Annotated in this window: 17 protein-coding genes; 8 read left to right on the forward strand and 9 right to left on the reverse strand. The window is 56.6% G+C overall.

Annotated elements, in window-relative coordinates:
• Positions 1-34 precede the first annotated feature (34 nt).
• From ACFO5Q_RS06125 to ACFO5Q_RS06135, 3 genes are all read right to left on the reverse strand, one after another.
• Positions 35-1393 carry a glutamate--cysteine ligase gene (locus ACFO5Q_RS06125; RefSeq protein WP_068152978.1) on the reverse strand — a complete coding sequence of 453 codons (1359 nt, stop codon included), beginning with the start codon at positions 1391-1393 and terminating at the stop codon, positions 35-37.
• A 189-nt stretch (positions 1394-1582) separates the two neighbouring features.
• Entirely contained in the window at positions 1583-2140 is a 558-nt protein-coding gene (locus tag ACFO5Q_RS06130; RefSeq protein ID WP_197421339.1) for a cysteine dioxygenase, read from the reverse strand.
• A 135-nt stretch (positions 2141-2275) separates the two neighbouring features.
• A complete protein-coding gene (locus tag ACFO5Q_RS06135) occupies positions 2276-3019 on the reverse strand; it encodes a 16S rRNA (uracil(1498)-N(3))-methyltransferase (RefSeq protein WP_068153493.1) in 744 nt (247 codons plus the stop codon).
• Positions 3020-3159: 140 nt separating this feature from the next.
• Here ACFO5Q_RS06135 and ACFO5Q_RS06140 point away from each other — a divergent pair, with 140 nt between their 5' ends.
• A complete protein-coding gene (locus ACFO5Q_RS06140; protein ID WP_082720108.1) occupies positions 3160-3678 on the forward strand; it encodes a hypothetical protein in 519 nt (172 codons plus the stop codon).
• Here ACFO5Q_RS06140 and ACFO5Q_RS06145 read toward each other — a convergent pair.
• Positions 3675-4154 (reverse strand): GNAT family N-acetyltransferase, encoded by a 480-nt coding sequence (locus ACFO5Q_RS06145; protein ID WP_068152984.1) that lies wholly within the window; start codon positions 4152-4154, stop codon positions 3675-3677. The two genes, ACFO5Q_RS06140 and ACFO5Q_RS06145, sit on opposite strands and share 4 nt — an antisense overlap.
• A gap of 162 nt (positions 4155-4316) precedes the next feature.
• Between ACFO5Q_RS06145 and ACFO5Q_RS06150 the strand changes: the two genes are divergently transcribed.
• Entirely contained in the window at positions 4317-5267 is a 951-nt protein-coding gene (locus ACFO5Q_RS06150; RefSeq protein ID WP_068152987.1) for a hypothetical protein, read from the forward strand.
• Between the two features lie 88 nt (positions 5268-5355).
• Here the strand turns inward: ACFO5Q_RS06150 and ACFO5Q_RS06155 are convergent, their stop codons facing one another.
• Positions 5356-7023: an isovaleryl-CoA dehydrogenase gene (locus ACFO5Q_RS06155; protein WP_068152991.1), complete on the reverse strand. Its 1668-nt coding sequence runs from the start codon at positions 7021-7023 to the stop codon at positions 5356-5358.
• A 129-nt stretch (positions 7024-7152) separates the two neighbouring features.
• On the opposite strand from ACFO5Q_RS06155, the gene ACFO5Q_RS06160 reads away from it, so the two are divergent.
• From ACFO5Q_RS06160 to ACFO5Q_RS06170, 3 genes are all read left to right on the forward strand, one after another.
• On the forward strand, positions 7153-7863 hold the full coding sequence (locus tag ACFO5Q_RS06160) for a hypothetical protein (RefSeq protein ID WP_156432080.1): 711 nt from the start codon (positions 7153-7155) through the stop codon (positions 7861-7863).
• A 429-nt stretch (positions 7864-8292) separates the two neighbouring features.
• On the forward strand, positions 8293-8688 hold the full coding sequence (locus ACFO5Q_RS06165; RefSeq protein ID WP_082720110.1) for a helix-turn-helix transcriptional regulator: 396 nt from the start codon (positions 8293-8295) through the stop codon (positions 8686-8688).
• A gap of 87 nt (positions 8689-8775) precedes the next feature.
• Positions 8776-9387, forward strand: coding sequence for a DUF6151 family protein (locus ACFO5Q_RS06170; RefSeq protein WP_068153004.1), 612 nt, complete (start codon positions 8776-8778; stop codon positions 9385-9387).
• Positions 9388-9419: 32 nt separating this feature from the next.
• On the opposite strand, the gene ACFO5Q_RS06175 is transcribed toward ACFO5Q_RS06170, so the two are convergent.
• Complete coding sequence (locus tag ACFO5Q_RS06175) at positions 9420-10271, reverse strand: hypothetical protein (RefSeq protein ID WP_068153009.1); 852 nt, start codon at positions 10269-10271, stop codon at positions 9420-9422.
• Between the two features lie 136 nt (positions 10272-10407).
• On the opposite strand from ACFO5Q_RS06175, the gene ubiA reads away from it, so the two are divergent.
• From ubiA to ACFO5Q_RS06190, 3 genes are all read left to right on the forward strand, one after another.
• Positions 10408-11346, forward strand: a complete 939-nt coding sequence (gene ubiA, locus ACFO5Q_RS06180) for a 4-hydroxybenzoate octaprenyltransferase (RefSeq protein WP_068153496.1) — start codon at positions 10408-10410, stop codon at positions 11344-11346.
• Between the two features lie 82 nt (positions 11347-11428).
• A complete protein-coding gene (gene ppa / locus ACFO5Q_RS06185) occupies positions 11429-11965 on the forward strand; it encodes an inorganic diphosphatase (protein WP_068153014.1) in 537 nt (178 codons plus the stop codon).
• Positions 11966-12126: 161 nt separating this feature from the next.
• The gene (locus tag ACFO5Q_RS06190; RefSeq protein WP_068153017.1) at positions 12127-12492 is read left to right on the forward strand and encodes a group I truncated hemoglobin; all 366 of its coding nucleotides are present in this window, start codon (positions 12127-12129) and stop codon (positions 12490-12492) included.
• 100 nt (positions 12493-12592) lie between these two features.
• On the opposite strand, the gene ACFO5Q_RS06195 is transcribed toward ACFO5Q_RS06190, so the two are convergent.
• From ACFO5Q_RS06195 to ACFO5Q_RS06205, 3 genes are read right to left on the reverse strand one after another with little or no spacing between them, the layout of a single operon-like run.
• On the reverse strand, positions 12593-12970 hold the full coding sequence (locus tag ACFO5Q_RS06195) for a VOC family protein (protein WP_068153021.1): 378 nt from the start codon (positions 12968-12970) through the stop codon (positions 12593-12595).
• Between the two features lie 32 nt (positions 12971-13002).
• Positions 13003-13608 (reverse strand): DNA-3-methyladenine glycosylase I, encoded by a 606-nt coding sequence (locus tag ACFO5Q_RS06200; protein WP_068153024.1) that lies wholly within the window; start codon positions 13606-13608, stop codon positions 13003-13005.
• Between the two features lie 10 nt (positions 13609-13618).
• Positions 13619-13915, reverse strand: coding sequence for a YciI family protein (locus ACFO5Q_RS06205; protein ID WP_068153027.1), 297 nt, complete (start codon positions 13913-13915; stop codon positions 13619-13621).
• Between the last annotated feature and the right edge of the window lie 20 nt (positions 13916-13935).

Here is a 13935-nt window from a genome sequence, read left to right on the forward strand (position 1 = left end):
CCATGGTGCGCAAGCGCTTACCGCAAGCCTTGTATCAATAGCTTAGCTGGTCAAACAGCGGCTCAACACCGCCCCAGGTGCCATGGTATTTGTGCAGGATCTGGTCAGCTGGGGTCATGCCGGTCTCGACACTTTCCCACAGTGAGTTCAGGAAACCCTGTTCGGTATCGCCGCTGGAGGACAGGCGGGCCCGGTTTTTGAGCCCCAGATCAGCGATCTTGAGAACCTCTTCGCCCAAATCGCGGAAGCAGCCGCCTTTGGGATCTTGGGCTTCAAGGCCGCGACGCGGCACATCGGCGCGCATTTTGGCGACATCTTCGGCGCTCCAGCGCTTGATCAGATCATGCGCGGCGGCTTGTGCCTCAGTGTCATACAGAAGGCCAACCCACAGTGCGGGCAGGGCGCACAGGCGGTTCCAGGGGCCACCGTCTGCCCCGCGCATTTCAAGGAATGTCTTTAGGCGCACTTCCGGGAAAAGCGTGGTCATATGGTCTTCCCAGTCGGTCATGGTTGGCAGCTCGCCGGGGAGGGCAGGCAGTTCGCCTTTCATGAAGTCCCGGAAGCTTTGGCCTGAGGCGTCAATATATTTGCCGCCGCGGCGCACGAAATACATCGGCACGTCCAGAACATGATCGACCCAGCGCTCGAACCCCATGCCGTCTTCGAACACGAATGGCAAGGTGCCGCAGCGGTCCGGGTCTGTGTCGGTCCAGATGTGGCTGCGATAGCTTTTGAAGCCGTTTGGCTTGCCTTCGGTGAGGGGCGAGTTGGCGAACAGCGCGGTCGCCAGCGGCTGCAGCGCGAGGCTGATGCGGAATTTTTCCACCATGTCGGCCTCATCGGCGAAATCCAGATTCACCTGTACGGTGCAGGTGCGCAGCATCATGTCCAGACCCAGGTTACCCTTCTTGGGCATATAGGCGCGCATGATGTCATAGCGCGCCTTCGGCATGATCGGCACTTCTTCGCGCTTGAGGGTTGGGTGGAAGCCAAGGCCCAGGAAGCCGATGTTCAGCCGTTCGCCAATTTCGCGGGTACAGCGCAGGTGGCTGGATGTTTCGTCGCAGGTCTGGTGGATATTTTCAAGCGGTGCGCCGGACAGCTCAAACTGCCCGCCGGGCTCCAGTGTCACGGATGCGCCGTTCTTTTTCGCGGCAATCAGTTTGCCGCCTTCTTCCACAGCTTCCCAGCCGTTGTCGACGAACGCCTGCAAAACATCCTTGATGCCGGGGCGACCGTTTTCGCCTTCCCAAGCAAGGGGGGCTTTAGTGTCGCGATGAAAAACGAATTTCTCGTGTTCGGACCCGATGCGCCAGTTCGACCTGTCAGGCTTCGAGCCCTGTTCCAGGTATGACACAAGCTGTGCTTTGGACTCGATGATGGCGCTTGACATAAAAGGGGTGTTCCTCGACCGAACTTTTGTACTTAGAAAAAGTAGGGCCTAGATAAGCAGCAATCAAGAAAAGTAAACCCCGGTCACGCGTTAGTTACAGATTTGGCGGGCTGGGATCGCTGACCGGTTGGTCGAAAAAGTCAGGGAATGACAGGCTTTTCACCGATGAATGCGTTCAAGTGAAAAAATCTAATTCCTGTGAGCAGATGGGCCATATGGTACATTGATGGCGCACGGATTGTCCGACAGGTCCATGCCGTAAACATGGATGGTTGTTGTCACCTTGTCGGTTGGGTTAAACAGGCGGTGAATACCTTCAGGGTTTGGATTAACCGTTGCGATGGCACCCTTGCCGGCGGTGATTTTCCCTGTCGACCGCACGCCGTTCTCGCCCTTGTCGCACTGCGCGTAAGTCTCACACCCGATTTCGCCGGATACCACGCCTACACAGCCCCAAGCGTTGTGACCATGAACAGGGGTTTCTGCGCCAGGATGCCACTCCACCTGCAGTACCGAAAAAAAGCCGGACGGATGGGAATAGAGGACCTTGCGGCGGTAGCCGCGGGCATTTACCGGGGTGTCTGAAAAGTCGTCCAGCTTGATGTGTGGCAGCACGCGTTCCATCAGGCGGGTAATTTCATCTTTATGGCAGTTAGCTGCGGCGCAGGTGACAGCCGTGCAGGCTTCCTTGACCAGGCTGGCAATGTCAACCGGTGACTGAAGGGATGGAATTCCATCTTTTGGCATTGTTATAACCTCTGTAACCTGCATGGCGCTGTTGATGAGGTACAATATACCAATATATTGTCAGAAATTGTTTGCTATTTTCTGATTTGTTATGGGGTGCTGTGAAAAATTTTTCTTCCACCACGTGATTTTGGGTCACCAATCACCTAGAGCAGATTGCCACAGGCTGATAGCTGACATAGCCGCTGTGTCGGCGCGCAATACGCGCGGACCCAGGGCAACCACTACCGTGTTGGGGTGTGCGCGAATGAGCGCCCGCTCGTGGTCGTCAAACCCGCCTTCGGGCCCAATCAGAATGCCCCAGGGTGCCGGGTCTGATTTATCATGGGCTGCCTGAAGCGCCACATGGGCGGGCGTACCGGAAAGGTCTTCGTCGCAGAACATGATCTTGCGGTCCATCGGCCAGTCGGCGATCAGTTTGTCGAGCTTGATGGGTTCGCCCACCGTGGGCACATTCAGCCTTTCACACTGTTCGGCCGCCTCAACGGCATTGGCGTGTAACCGGTCTGTTTTCACCCGGTCAACAATGGTGCGCCGCGTCAGCATGGGGATCATATGGCTTACACCCAGTTCGGTGGCCTTTTGCGCCATGAAGTCCAACCGGGCTTTTTTGATGGGGGCGAAGGCAAGCCATAGGTCCGGCTCCTTGCGCTGGTCCTTGAGCTTGGCGCCCAGGCTGAGCGTCACGGCCTTTTTCTGGACGCTCGCGATTTCAGACGCCCATTCACCGTCGCTGCCATTGAACAGAGCTACCGCGTCACCAACCCGTGCCCGCATCACATTCGCCAGATAGTGGGATTGGTCAGGCCCCAGCGTCAGCATGCCGTCGCCCGGGAGGGCGGCTTCCACATACAGGCGGTGCTGGATTTTCTTGCTCATGGGCGGATATCCCGGCGTTGTTGATGGCTTCCTGTTGGTGATGCCTTGATGCGCGCCTCGCCGCAAGGAAATTTTCTTGCCGCCCATCTGCGCGGGCCTATTTCACGTAGAAAGGGGAATACAAAGGAAGGGGAAGCATCATGATCAGGAAACTGGGCGCATACGCGCTTGCAGGCCTTATGGCAACCACAGCGGCATGGGCCGAACAGGTTGATATCACGAGCGACAGCTTCAAATGCCTGAACGACATGCAGAAGGTACGGCACTTTTTTGTCGATAACCTTTTGGGGGACCTTGAAGCCACGCTTGAAGTGGCCAACAGCAAAAAAGGTGGTGTTTACCCACCCGGCTCAGTCGTGCAATTGGTACCAACAGAAGTGATGGTCAAGCGCGAGAAGGGCTGGAGCCCACGCACCAAAGACTGGGAGTTTTTCGAGCTGGACGTGTCGGCCGACGGCAGCCTGATCAAAGTGCGCGGCACGGATCAGGCCGTGAATAAATTTGGTGGCAATTGCCTGGAATGCCATGAACGTGCGCGCCCGCAGTGGGACATGATCTGTGAACAGGGACATGGTTGCCTGCCGATCCCGATCACCAGGAAGCAGATCGCCCAGATACAGGCGGCAGACCCACGCTGTACGCCTGCCGAAGGGGATTAAGCCAGCTGCTTGACCATATAGCGCACCAGCTTGCCGCTCTTGAGCACGCCGGTGCCTACTTCCGAGAAGCCCATGCGGGCATGGAACGCGTCTGAGCCCGGGTTGGGCGGGTCGATATTAACCTCGCAGGTCACACAGGGTTTGCCCAAAGCCCGCGCTTTGGCGAACAGGTCGTTATATAGGGCGCGGGCAAGGCCCTGGCCGCGAGCGCTTTCTGCGGTGATCACCCGGTCAATATAGGCAAAGCTTTGGTACCTATCGCGGAACCAAAGGAAATTGGGGCTTTTGTAGTCTGCCGTTTCGTCAAAGGCGATCAGAAAGGCCTGTGCAGGTGCAACGCCGCACGCGTAAAAGGCGCCAGCAACCATGGCCTGATACTCTGCAGGCTCAAGGTGCGAGGTTTCGCGCACATGGGCTTCGTTCAGCGCCAGTATGTCCTGTTCCTTCAGCCTGCTAAGGGGTTGAATATCAACCATAAAAACTCCTTTGATCACGTATGCAGAATAGCGCAGATATGAACTTTGGTGCCACCATTAATTCAAATTTTATGCGTTCAGTGACAGCGTATGCGGGTTGTCGTACACTCTGGCCGAGCAATGAGGCTCCCAAAAGGGGAGCGGCAATTGGTTGGAAGAACCATGATACAGAATGTAGCGGGCGCATATGCGCAACAGCCGCGGTTTGCGGCATCAAATGGACAGGACGCAGATCGTGACGCGCTCCGCTTTAATGGGGCGCGCGAGCGAGGCTTTGCCTTTGGCAGGCGCAAGCACGACCATGTTGTCGATGAAATCAAAAAGCAGACAGAGACCACAGCAGCCGTGACCTATGGTCCGGGCGCTGGTGGTGCAGGCGTGCTGACCGCGTCCAATGGCGATGATGTTGCGAGCACGACTGCCCCAGTCCTGTCAGCCACAGAGGCAGCCACGACAGCAACAACAGGGGCAGACACCAACGCTGTGGCGGTCACGAAGGATGGCAGCTTCAATATCAATGTCACCATTACAGGCGAAGGCGGTACCGGCGGCAAGGGCGTGATCCATTTCGAGGAAGGCGGCAGCTATGCCTTCAGCCTTTCGGATCATCCTGGCGCCAAATATCGTCTGGTGGGCCTTGACGGCGGGAACGGATCATCGAACCCGAACAATATCAAGGGCACGATTTTCCTGAACGGTGCAGAAATCAAGCTGGGTGACCTGAAAGACAAGGTCAGTGAATTCCTGAGGAAGCGTGACGAGATCGCGGCCAAGCCGGATGAGGTTCCCGGGAAACAGAAGAAGCGCGCAGGCGATATCACGCTGGATGACCTGAAGGCCTTTAATCTTTTGCCCACGCCTGATGTGGGCGTATTGAACATCCATGACGACCGGTTCGACAAATCGAAATTTACGGACAAACAGGTGCTTAGCCTAAAGGTTGCTGCGAAGCTTGCGACCAACGAGCCCCTTAACCCGATCCCCGAGGATGAGGAAAAGGAAAGGGGCCAGGGACTTAAGCTCGGGCACGCTAAGGATGGCCACGCCTCCTACGGGCGCGGGTTGAAACTTGGGCACCAGAAGGATCTCGGCATCCTCGCCTTTTACGCCTGAAGTGCGGTGTCATTCGCCGACTTGATCGGCGAATCCATTAAATCAGTGGACTCGCCGGTCGAGCCGGCGAGTGACGATTTTTCCACCCCTAAAAGGCCACCACTGCATCAATGACTGCGCGGGCGTCCACGCCTTTGGGCAGGCTGCCGTAGGCGCCATGCCGGCCAAACGGGTCAAGTCGGGTGCCGATATAGGCGTCCGCCACATTTTCAGGCGCTCGTTCCATCAGGAGCTTCGCGGCGGCAAGCGTGGCCAATCTTTCTGTCAGCCAGCGCCCAAGCGCTTCATTCAGGCCGCCCGCGATATTGTCCGTGAGCTCCGCCAGCGCGTCGTCATAATGGCTTGAGCGGCCTTTGACTTCGCTCAGCCATCCAATAACCGCTTCAAGGCTTTCGCGTTCGCGGCTTGCCACGCGCAAGAGGTCCAGGCACATGACGGAGCCGGAACCCTCCCAGATGCTGTTGACTGGAAGTTCACGGTAGATGCGGGCCAGAACGCCGTCTTCCACATAGCCGTTGCCGCCCAGGCATTCCATGGCCTCGTACCCCAGTGTGGGGCCGCGCTTGGTGACCCAATATTTGGTCACCGGCGTCATCAGGCGGGCGTAGGCAGTGTTCATGGGGTCATCCATGCGTTCATAGGCGCCCGCAAGGCGAATGCTCAGGTGTGTGGCAGCGGCCACCTCCAGGCTCATGTCCGCCAGAAGCGCTGTCATCATCGGTTGGTCGATCAGCTTCTTTTGGAACACAGTGCGGTACTGCGCATGGTGCACTGCGCGCGAAAGCGCCTGCCGCATCAGTCCCGCTGACCCCAGCGCGCAATCCAGCCGCGTATAGTTGGCCATGGTCATGATGTTGGCGATGCCGCGGCCTTCATCGCCGATCAGCATGCCTTCGGCGCCAACAAATTCCACTTCACTTGAGGCGTTCGATTTATTGCCCAGCTTGTTCTTCAGCCGCTGGAAGCGAAGCCCGTTGATGGTGCCGTCGCCCGTGAATCGCGGCACGAAGAAAACGGATAGCGCATTCCCGGTTTGCGCCAATACCAGGAAGGCGTCGCACATGGGGGCGGACATGAACCATTTATGCCCGGTGATGCGGTAAAGCTGGCCCGGCCCGCCTGCGTCGATTGGCTCCGCGACTGTGGTGTTGGCGCGCACGTCCGTGCCGCCCTGTTTTTCGGTCATGCCCATGCCAATGGTGATGCCGGATTTATCGGCAATCGGGCGGAAAGTGGGGTCATAAGTGTGGGACAAGAGCTTCGGCAACAGCGCCCGGAACAGATCCGGCTGGTTCTGAAGCGCTGGGATTGCCGCGTGGGTCATGGTGATAGGGCAGATGTGCCCGGCCTCAACCTGGCTCATCATATAATGCTTGGCCGCGCGGGCCGCGCCCACGCCAAGGCCCTTTTCGCGCCCGTCTGTGGCCAGCCCGTCAAACGCGCCGCAGTGGATGCCCGCGCGCTTCGAAAGGTCCATGAAATGATGGTAGGCGGGGTGAAACTCAACCGTGTCCTGACGGTGCCCTTGCGTGTCGAACGTGTTCAGTTCTGGCAGGCGGGTGTTGGCCAAGTGCGCCTGATGGAAGGCCTCGGCCGTCCCCAGCTGTGCGCCGAAAGCGGAAAGCGATGCACCTGCCCAGCCTGCGTCCTCCGCCGCGAGCGCAGCCTTTAAGGGCGCATCCGTTTCATAGAGGTTCACATGGTCATACACCGGCGGCTGGTTGAACACCTCGTGCGTGTCGAACTGATTTTCCATCACATATCCCCCTTCACAAATACCCTACACCCAATTTAGGGCAGAGGGGAGGGATGGGAAGGGTGGATTTTGATAGTAAAGTTATCTACCAATGGTTTTGTGCTCTATGCGGTTATGAAAGGGGTGTTCATGCAATCGATCGAAGATTTTGTCGGCCTTCCAGACGATCCAGAAGAAGCTTTTCTTATTTACTGCGAAGAACAGCGTAGAATTTCTGAAGAAGAAAGGGGGAGGAGAAGCGATTGGGGGCCAGAACGATCATTGATAGATGCTGTTTGGGTTTTTCAGCAAGTTTATGACGTACAATTTGTCCGCCTAGATGGTGATTCAGACTCAATAGGGACAGCGGCGATAGGCGTAACATACGAACGATTAATCCGTGAACTGGATCGAACGACATTAAAATTTAAGCTGGAAAGAGCGCGACGCATCAAAGTAGGAGCTGAGAATATCTTGCTGTTAGATGAGGCGTCTAGAGCAAAAATTCGAAGTTTGGTCGATGCCATCAAGGGCAGTCTGAATGACCTGGATATTTCTCCGGAAAAAAGAGATGCAATGTTTGGCAAACTAAACGCTTTTGTTGCGGAGTTGGACCGCAGCCTGACCAGAACAGAAGCGTTTAATAACTTTGTTGTAGATCTGTTTAGGGCAGTTGGAAATGCGTCAAAAGAAATCGAACCAATTTGGGAGAGAATCGACCGTGTTTTAGATTGGCTAGACAAAGCAAAGAAATGGAGTGATAGCTTGCCGCCATGGAATGACCGCCAGCAAATAGAGCCCCCCAAAAAGGCACTGCCTAAGCCTCAAGATAAAGATGGGGATGAAGAGGTCCCGTTCTGATTTGAATTGGTATGAGAATATTTCTGCCCAGAGACATATGACCCTGTTTAATATTTTCTACTAATTGTAAAAAATAATTGACATATGCGCCGCACGCCCCTATCTGATGACGTAAATAATATTTTACATAAAGAAAAGGAAACCAGACATGGGTTTTTATGAAAAAAGCACGGCGGCGATGCTTGGGGGCACGGTCCTCGTTTACGGTTGGTATTTCAATCAGATGCTGGCCATCGCCGAAACTGCGCCAGTGGAAGAAGGCGCGGTGGCCATTGCATCCATCGCACCGGTTCTGGCGATCACCATTGCCGCGCTTGTGGCGATTGCCATCATTGCGCATATCGTGATCGCCATTGTGGATGTCACGCGGCATGGCGACGTGGAAGACACTGAAGACGAGCGCGACAAGTTGGTGGACCTGAAGGCCGAATATCGCGGCAGCTTCGTGCTGAGCGTAGGCGCGCTTGGCGTGCTTGTGATGATGCTGACAGGCTTCAGCATGTTCTGGACGGCCAACGCGCTGCTGGGCGCGATGGTGCTATCAAGCATCGTGAAGGGTGTGTTCCAGCTTTATTATTATCGCCGCGGGGTGTGACGATGGCGAAGAAAACCCGCATCACCAACGATATCCGCACGCTTCGCTTCATGGCGGATGAGATGACGCAGGCAGAGCTGGCCCGCCGCATCGGTGTCACGCGCCAGACAGTGATCGCGATTGAGCAGGGGCGCTATTCCCCTTCGCTCGAAGCCGCGTTCCAGATCGCCCATGTGTTCGGCGTGCCGCTGGAAAAGGTGTTCCAGTATCCAGGGCCGGATGATGGCTAGGGTGGTAGCTGAACGCCACTGATGGATTGCAACAGCCGGCAAAGCCTTTTACCGTCTGTTTCACGAGTGAGGCACAGGAGGGGGATCATGACGAAAGACGTTTCGGTTAGTTGCACATGCGGCAAGGTGAAGGGCGTGATCCATGGTCTGTCCGCCGCCAGTAGCAACCATGTCCAGTGCCCGTGCAAGGGCTGCCAGTCCTACGCCCATTATCTGGGCCGCGCCGCCGACATGCTGGACGAAGCTGGATACTCGAACATTTTCCAGATTGACCCGGTGACCTTCGAGATCAAGGAAGGGCTGGAGCATCTGGCCTGCGTGCGCATGACGCCCAAAGGGCCGCTCAGGTGGTATACAGATTGCTGCAAGACCCCGCTTGGCAACACATTGCCGAAGGGCGGCGTGCCCTTCCTTGGCGTGCTGCCCATCTGCACAGGGTACAAGGGCACTGACCAGGCGGTGGTGGAAATGGTTGGCCCCGTGCGCGCGGTGGCGAATGAGAAACGCCCGCAGACGCTCGCTGAGAAGCTGAAGGTTTGGGGCATGCTCGCGCATCTCATGCGCCTTCTATTGTGGTGGCGCATTCGCGGCGGAAAAAGCTGGAAGCCTTTCTTTGACAAGGATACTCTGCGCCCAATCAGGAAACCCATCACGATTTCAAAGGCTGAGAGCAAGGCGCTTGCCGAAAAGGTGGTCTAGCGGCCCGGGCGATTTGCCAGGCCGCTTGAGCGCTAGTCGCACTGCACGTTCGGCCCGCAGGTCGCGAGCGCATTGCCGCCATAATTGGTGTTGATCAGCCCCAGATAGTCATTGGCAAACTGGGTTTCAACATTGTTCAGGAAACTCAAGACCCACGATGCGCCCGTTGGGTCCTGTGCCAGCTTGCCTGTGCAATAGTCTTTGAAGCTTTGCGTCGTGTTGGGGTAGGGCGTGTTGGTTGCATCTGTCCATGCGGTTGTGAGCGTATTTTCTGCTGCGTTGTGACCGGCGGTCATGCTGATGCCTGTGCGGTAGACCGCAGGCTGGATGGTTGTGATGGTATTGAAGGGTTCCGATGCGGCATTGACCGCAAGTGCCGGACATGTGCCCGGGGATGGAGCGTTGACAGCACCAATCAGCGTTGAGTTGGCAGCCTGACCGGGGTATTTGCGCGCCACGGCAGCCATGCTGCTGACGCCGCCGTTTGGTACCGTGCCGGATTGGCACACATAGAAGGTCACGTTTTGCGGTGTGCTTGCATGGTTGGCTAGAAACACGGTCGCAAAGTCCGCGCCTGAGAAATCACCGACCAGATCCGTCCAGCCATGAAGGGCGATGAAAACATCATCTGAATCGTTGAAGGGGTTGGCGTGCCCGAGCGCTGTAATAGTGCCATTGCTGGCATCATTGCCCGAGAGGAAAAATGGTTGCACATTCTGGTTGTTGGCGTTGACCCAGGCGAAGTCGAACGAATCTGCCTGATTGTCGCAGATGCTGTCCCCGAGCAGCAAGGCGGGGTCTGCTGCTGAAACCTGGGCTGTCATCAGTGCGGCCGCGAGGGTCGCGGTAGCCCCTTTAAATGCATTCCTGTTTTTGCACGCCATTGTGTTTCCTCCGTTTATGAGATTTTCGGTCCAAAGACCTGTCCTTTATTGTTGAGAGACTCTTCGGCCTGTCATTCTGTGAAGGCGCATGCGCATCTGCTTGACATCATCGCCGCCGCCGCGTACGCCGCTATGCATGTTTTGGCGCAACAAAAAAGACGTGGTGAAAACGGCCGATGCGGTGGAAGGTAGCTTTGTCTACCGGCACGCGCCTGCGGCCCTCAGGCCATACCTGAAGCTCGCGCGGATGGACCGACCTGTTGGCACCTGGCTCCTTCTGTGGCCCTGCCTGTGGTCAACGGCATTGGCGGCGGACGGCGCGCTTACGTTTCATCACGGCTACCTGATGCTGTTGTTTGCGATTGGCGCACTGGTGATGCGTGGTGCCGGTTGCACCTATAATGATATTATCGACCGCAATTTCGACGGCGCTGTGGAACGCACCAAAAGCCGGCCCATCCCGGCGGGTGAGGTGAGCCTGAAGGGCGCCTGGGCCTTCCTTGTGCTGCAGTGCTTGATCGGGTTTCTGGTCCTGATCCAGCTCAACCCTTTTGCCATCATGGTGGGGCTTGGCTCGCTAGCGATGGTGGCGATCTACCCCTTCATGAAGCGTATCACCTACTGGCCGCAGGCGTGGCTGGGGCTGACGTTCAACTGGGGTGCGCTTGTCGGCTGGGCCGCTGTGCGCGGCAGCCTGGATTGGCCGGCGATCATTTTGTACGCAGGCGGGCTCTTCTGGACGCTGGGGTATGACACCATCTATGCCCACCAGGACAAGGAAGACGACGCGCTGATCGGCGTCAAGTCCACGGCGCTTGCCTTGGGGGCGAAAACCCGGCCTGCAATCAGCTTATTCTACGGTTTATTTATTTTTGCCCTTTTAGGCGCAGGAATCCTTGCAAATCTGGGCATAATCTATTATCCCGTGCTCGCGCTTGCGGGGCTCCACCTCGCCGCACAGATAAGGCGCGTCAATATCGATGATGCTGCTGTCTGTTTGGAAGTTTTCCGCTCGAACATCGCGTTTGGCTGGATCGTGTTTGCGGCCCTCCTTCTGGGGCAAGCGGTCCAGTAGCCTCCCCGGCGTCCACTCTGGTGTTTGTGCGATTTTTGAGTAGCCCCATTCTATTTCGGGGCAAATTGAAGGACGCATATCCATGGATATCAAGAAGATCTCCGTTGGCGAAAACGCCCCTTGGGACGTGAACGTTATCATCGAAGTGCCAGCCGGCACCGAACCCGTTAAATACGAGCTGGACAAAGAATCAGGCGCCCTGTTTGTGGACCGCATCATGCACACCAGCATGCGCTATCCATGCAATTATGGCTTCATCCCGCACACGCTGGCGGATGACGGTGACCCTGTAGACGTGCTTCTGGCAAACCGCACACCGATCATGCCGGGCGCTGTAGTGCGCTGCCGCCCACTTGGCGTGCTGATCATGGAAGATGAAGCTGGCATGGACGAAAAGCTTCTGATGGTGCCAGTGGACAAGCTGCACCCCTTCTACAAAGACGTACAAAGCTATGACGAGCTGCCGAAGATTTTCCTCGACCAGATCGCTCACTTCTTCCAGCACTATAAAGACCTGGAAAGCGGCAAATGGGTGAAGATCGTTGGTTGGGAAGGCGCTGAAAAAGCTGCCAGCCTGATCGAAGAAGGCATCGCGGCGGAAGCAGCTGCGAACAAGTAGGCGCCACAGCTTAACCAGATAATGAAAGCCCGGCTCAGAGATACTCTGGTCGGGCTTTTTTGTGTCTGTGATGTACATCACAGTTTGTTAACTAGGACCATGCTTAGATTGCGCTCTCCTGCATTGGCAGGTGACTTTGGGAAGAGGAAACAGAACAAAAGATGACACTTTATCAAGCAGTAGGCGGCGAAGCGGCCGTGAATGCGGCGGTGGACCTGTTTTACGACAAGGTAATGGCGGACCCATTGTTGGTACCCTTCTTTGAAGGCGTGGAAATGGGTGCGCAGAACCGCAAGCAGAAAGCCTTTTTCACAACCATTTTCAAGGGCGAGACCAAGGGCGCCGATGCCTATATGCGTAAGGCCCACGCAGGCCTGGTGGCGGAGAAAGGGCTGAGTGACGCGCATTTCGATGCGGTTGCAGGACACCTGAACGCCACACTCGTTGACCTGCAGGTGCCGGAAGACCTGATTGGCCAGATCATGGGCGCCGCCGCCGGGCTCAGGGACGCGGTTCTGAATCGCTAACCCCGCGGTACGACAGCAAGAAAAAGAAAGGCCCGGGATTCCCGGGCCACAAGGTAGGGAGAGGTGCTGGGACACCTCAGGGGTAAAGCTGTGCCCGCTGTTACGCTGCCGGGTTATAGTGGAAGAAATTCAGCTTGTTGCCATCAAGGTCGCGGAAATAGCCAGCATAGAAGGCTCCGTCTCCGCGTGGACCTGGTGCGCCTTCGTCTGTAGCTCCCAGTTCCATTGCTTTGGCATGCAGGCGGTCTACTGTTTCGGGGCTGTCTGCCGTCAGTGCGATCATCACGCCATTGCCAACAGTGGCGGCTTCCTGATTGAACGGCAAGGTGATGGAAAAGCCAGCGCCGTCACCGGTGGACCAGACCTTGAACATGTCATAGTCCATGGTGCGCTTGGCACCCATTTCCGCAAACAGCGCATCATAAAAGGCGGCAGCCTTTTCCATGTCGTTGGTGCCAACGGTAGTGTATCCGATCATCTTTTGTCTCCTCTGCTGATCGTGTCGTGGTGTTATGGTTTGGTGAAGGCGTTGCGCGCACGTATCACCTCAAGGCGGCTTTTGCAGGCCTCGGCGTGGTCGTTCACCAGCCCCATAGCCTGCATGAAGGCATAGACCGTTGTGGGGCCAACAAACTTCCAGCCGCGTTTTTTGAGTTCTTTCGAAAGGGCAACTGACTGGTTAGTGGTTGACGGCAGCTTGTGCTTTACTGCTTGTGCGTCATCGGCTTCATAGCGCCAGAAAAAGGCTGCAAGCGAACCTTCGGTCGCGACCATTTCCTGCGCGCGGGCGGCATTGTTGATCACCGCTTCGATTTTGCCCCGGTGGCGCACGATACCTGCGTCCGTGAGCAGGCGCTCCACATCCGCTTCGCCGAAGTTTGCGACCTTGTTAAAGTCGAACCCCTCAAAGGCGACGCGGAAGTTATCCCGCTTGTTCAGGATCGTCAGCCAGCTAAGGCCGGACTGGAACCCTTCCAGGCAGATTTTTTCAAACAGGCGGATGTCGTTATCCACCGGGAAGCCCCACTCATGGTCGTGATAGTGGATATAGCCTTCCGTGGCGGCGCACCAGTGGCAGCGTGGTTGCCCGTCCGGGCCTTCAAATATCTTGCGCATGAGTTTTCCTTCAGTCACAGGATGGCATAAGGAAAGCCAGCCGCTCTTCCGTCCGTGCGGGGGTGACTTCGTGGATTTCCGGCGCAGCAATGCCTTCCACAACGAACGGGTCTTCATTCAGGAAGGCTTCAAGGTCGGTGCGGCCAACGCCGTGTGCCAGGATTGCGCCGCCCAAGCCCGGTTCAAGCGTCCCGACGGCCAGGAAGGTTCCTGCGTCAAACCCCTTTCCGATCCACGCCTTATGATCGGCCATGAAGTCCGGGATGCGGCTTTTGTCGCCCTTAAGTTTCAGGAAAACGATAAACATGGTTTGTCCCCTCTTTCTGT

Source organism: Kordiimonas lipolytica (assembly GCF_042651265.1).
Classification (GTDB): Bacteria; Pseudomonadota; Alphaproteobacteria; order Sphingomonadales; family Kordiimonadaceae; genus Kordiimonas; species Kordiimonas lipolytica.

Bases quoted from the DNA above. Each gene is read 5' to 3' on its own strand.
- ACFO5Q_RS06190 (WP_068153017.1), top strand. From the start codon at position 12,127: ATGACACTTTATCAAGCAGTAGGCGGCGAAGCGGCCGTGAATGCGGCG.
- ubiA (WP_068153496.1), top strand. From the start codon at position 10,408: ATGTTTTGGCGCAACAAAAAAGACGTGGTGAAAACGGCCGATGCGGTG.
- ACFO5Q_RS06170 (WP_068153004.1), top strand. From the start codon at position 8,776: ATGACGAAAGACGTTTCGGTTAGTTGCACATGCGGCAAGGTGAAGGGC.
- ACFO5Q_RS06145 (WP_068152984.1), bottom strand. From the start codon at position 4,154: ATGGTTGATATTCAACCCCTTAGCAGGCTGAAGGAACAGGACATACTG.
- ACFO5Q_RS06155 (WP_068152991.1), bottom strand. From the start codon at position 7,023: ATGGAAAATCAGTTCGACACGCACGAGGTGTTCAACCAGCCGCCGGTG.
- ACFO5Q_RS06125 (WP_068152978.1), bottom strand. From the start codon at position 1,393: ATGTCAAGCGCCATCATCGAGTCCAAAGCACAGCTTGTGTCATACCTG.
- ACFO5Q_RS06205 (WP_068153027.1), bottom strand. From the start codon at position 13,915: ATGTTTATCGTTTTCCTGAAACTTAAGGGCGACAAAAGCCGCATCCCG.
- ACFO5Q_RS06160 (WP_156432080.1), top strand. From the start codon at position 7,153: ATGCAATCGATCGAAGATTTTGTCGGCCTTCCAGACGATCCAGAAGAA.
- ACFO5Q_RS06195 (WP_068153021.1), bottom strand. From the start codon at position 12,970: ATGATCGGATACACTACCGTTGGCACCAACGACATGGAAAAGGCTGCC.
- ACFO5Q_RS06140 (WP_082720108.1), top strand. From the start codon at position 3,160: ATGATCAGGAAACTGGGCGCATACGCGCTTGCAGGCCTTATGGCAACC.
- ACFO5Q_RS06175 (WP_068153009.1), bottom strand. From the start codon at position 10,271: ATGGCGTGCAAAAACAGGAATGCATTTAAAGGGGCTACCGCGACCCTC.
- ACFO5Q_RS06130 (WP_197421339.1), bottom strand. From the start codon at position 2,140: ATGCCAAAAGATGGAATTCCATCCCTTCAGTCACCGGTTGACATTGCC.
- ACFO5Q_RS06200 (WP_068153024.1), bottom strand. From the start codon at position 13,608: ATGCGCAAGATATTTGAAGGCCCGGACGGGCAACCACGCTGCCACTGG.
- ACFO5Q_RS06135 (WP_068153493.1), bottom strand. From the start codon at position 3,019: ATGAGCAAGAAAATCCAGCACCGCCTGTATGTGGAAGCCGCCCTCCCG.
- ppa (WP_068153014.1), top strand. From the start codon at position 11,429: ATGGATATCAAGAAGATCTCCGTTGGCGAAAACGCCCCTTGGGACGTG.
- ACFO5Q_RS06150 (WP_068152987.1), top strand. From the start codon at position 4,317: ATGATACAGAATGTAGCGGGCGCATATGCGCAACAGCCGCGGTTTGCG.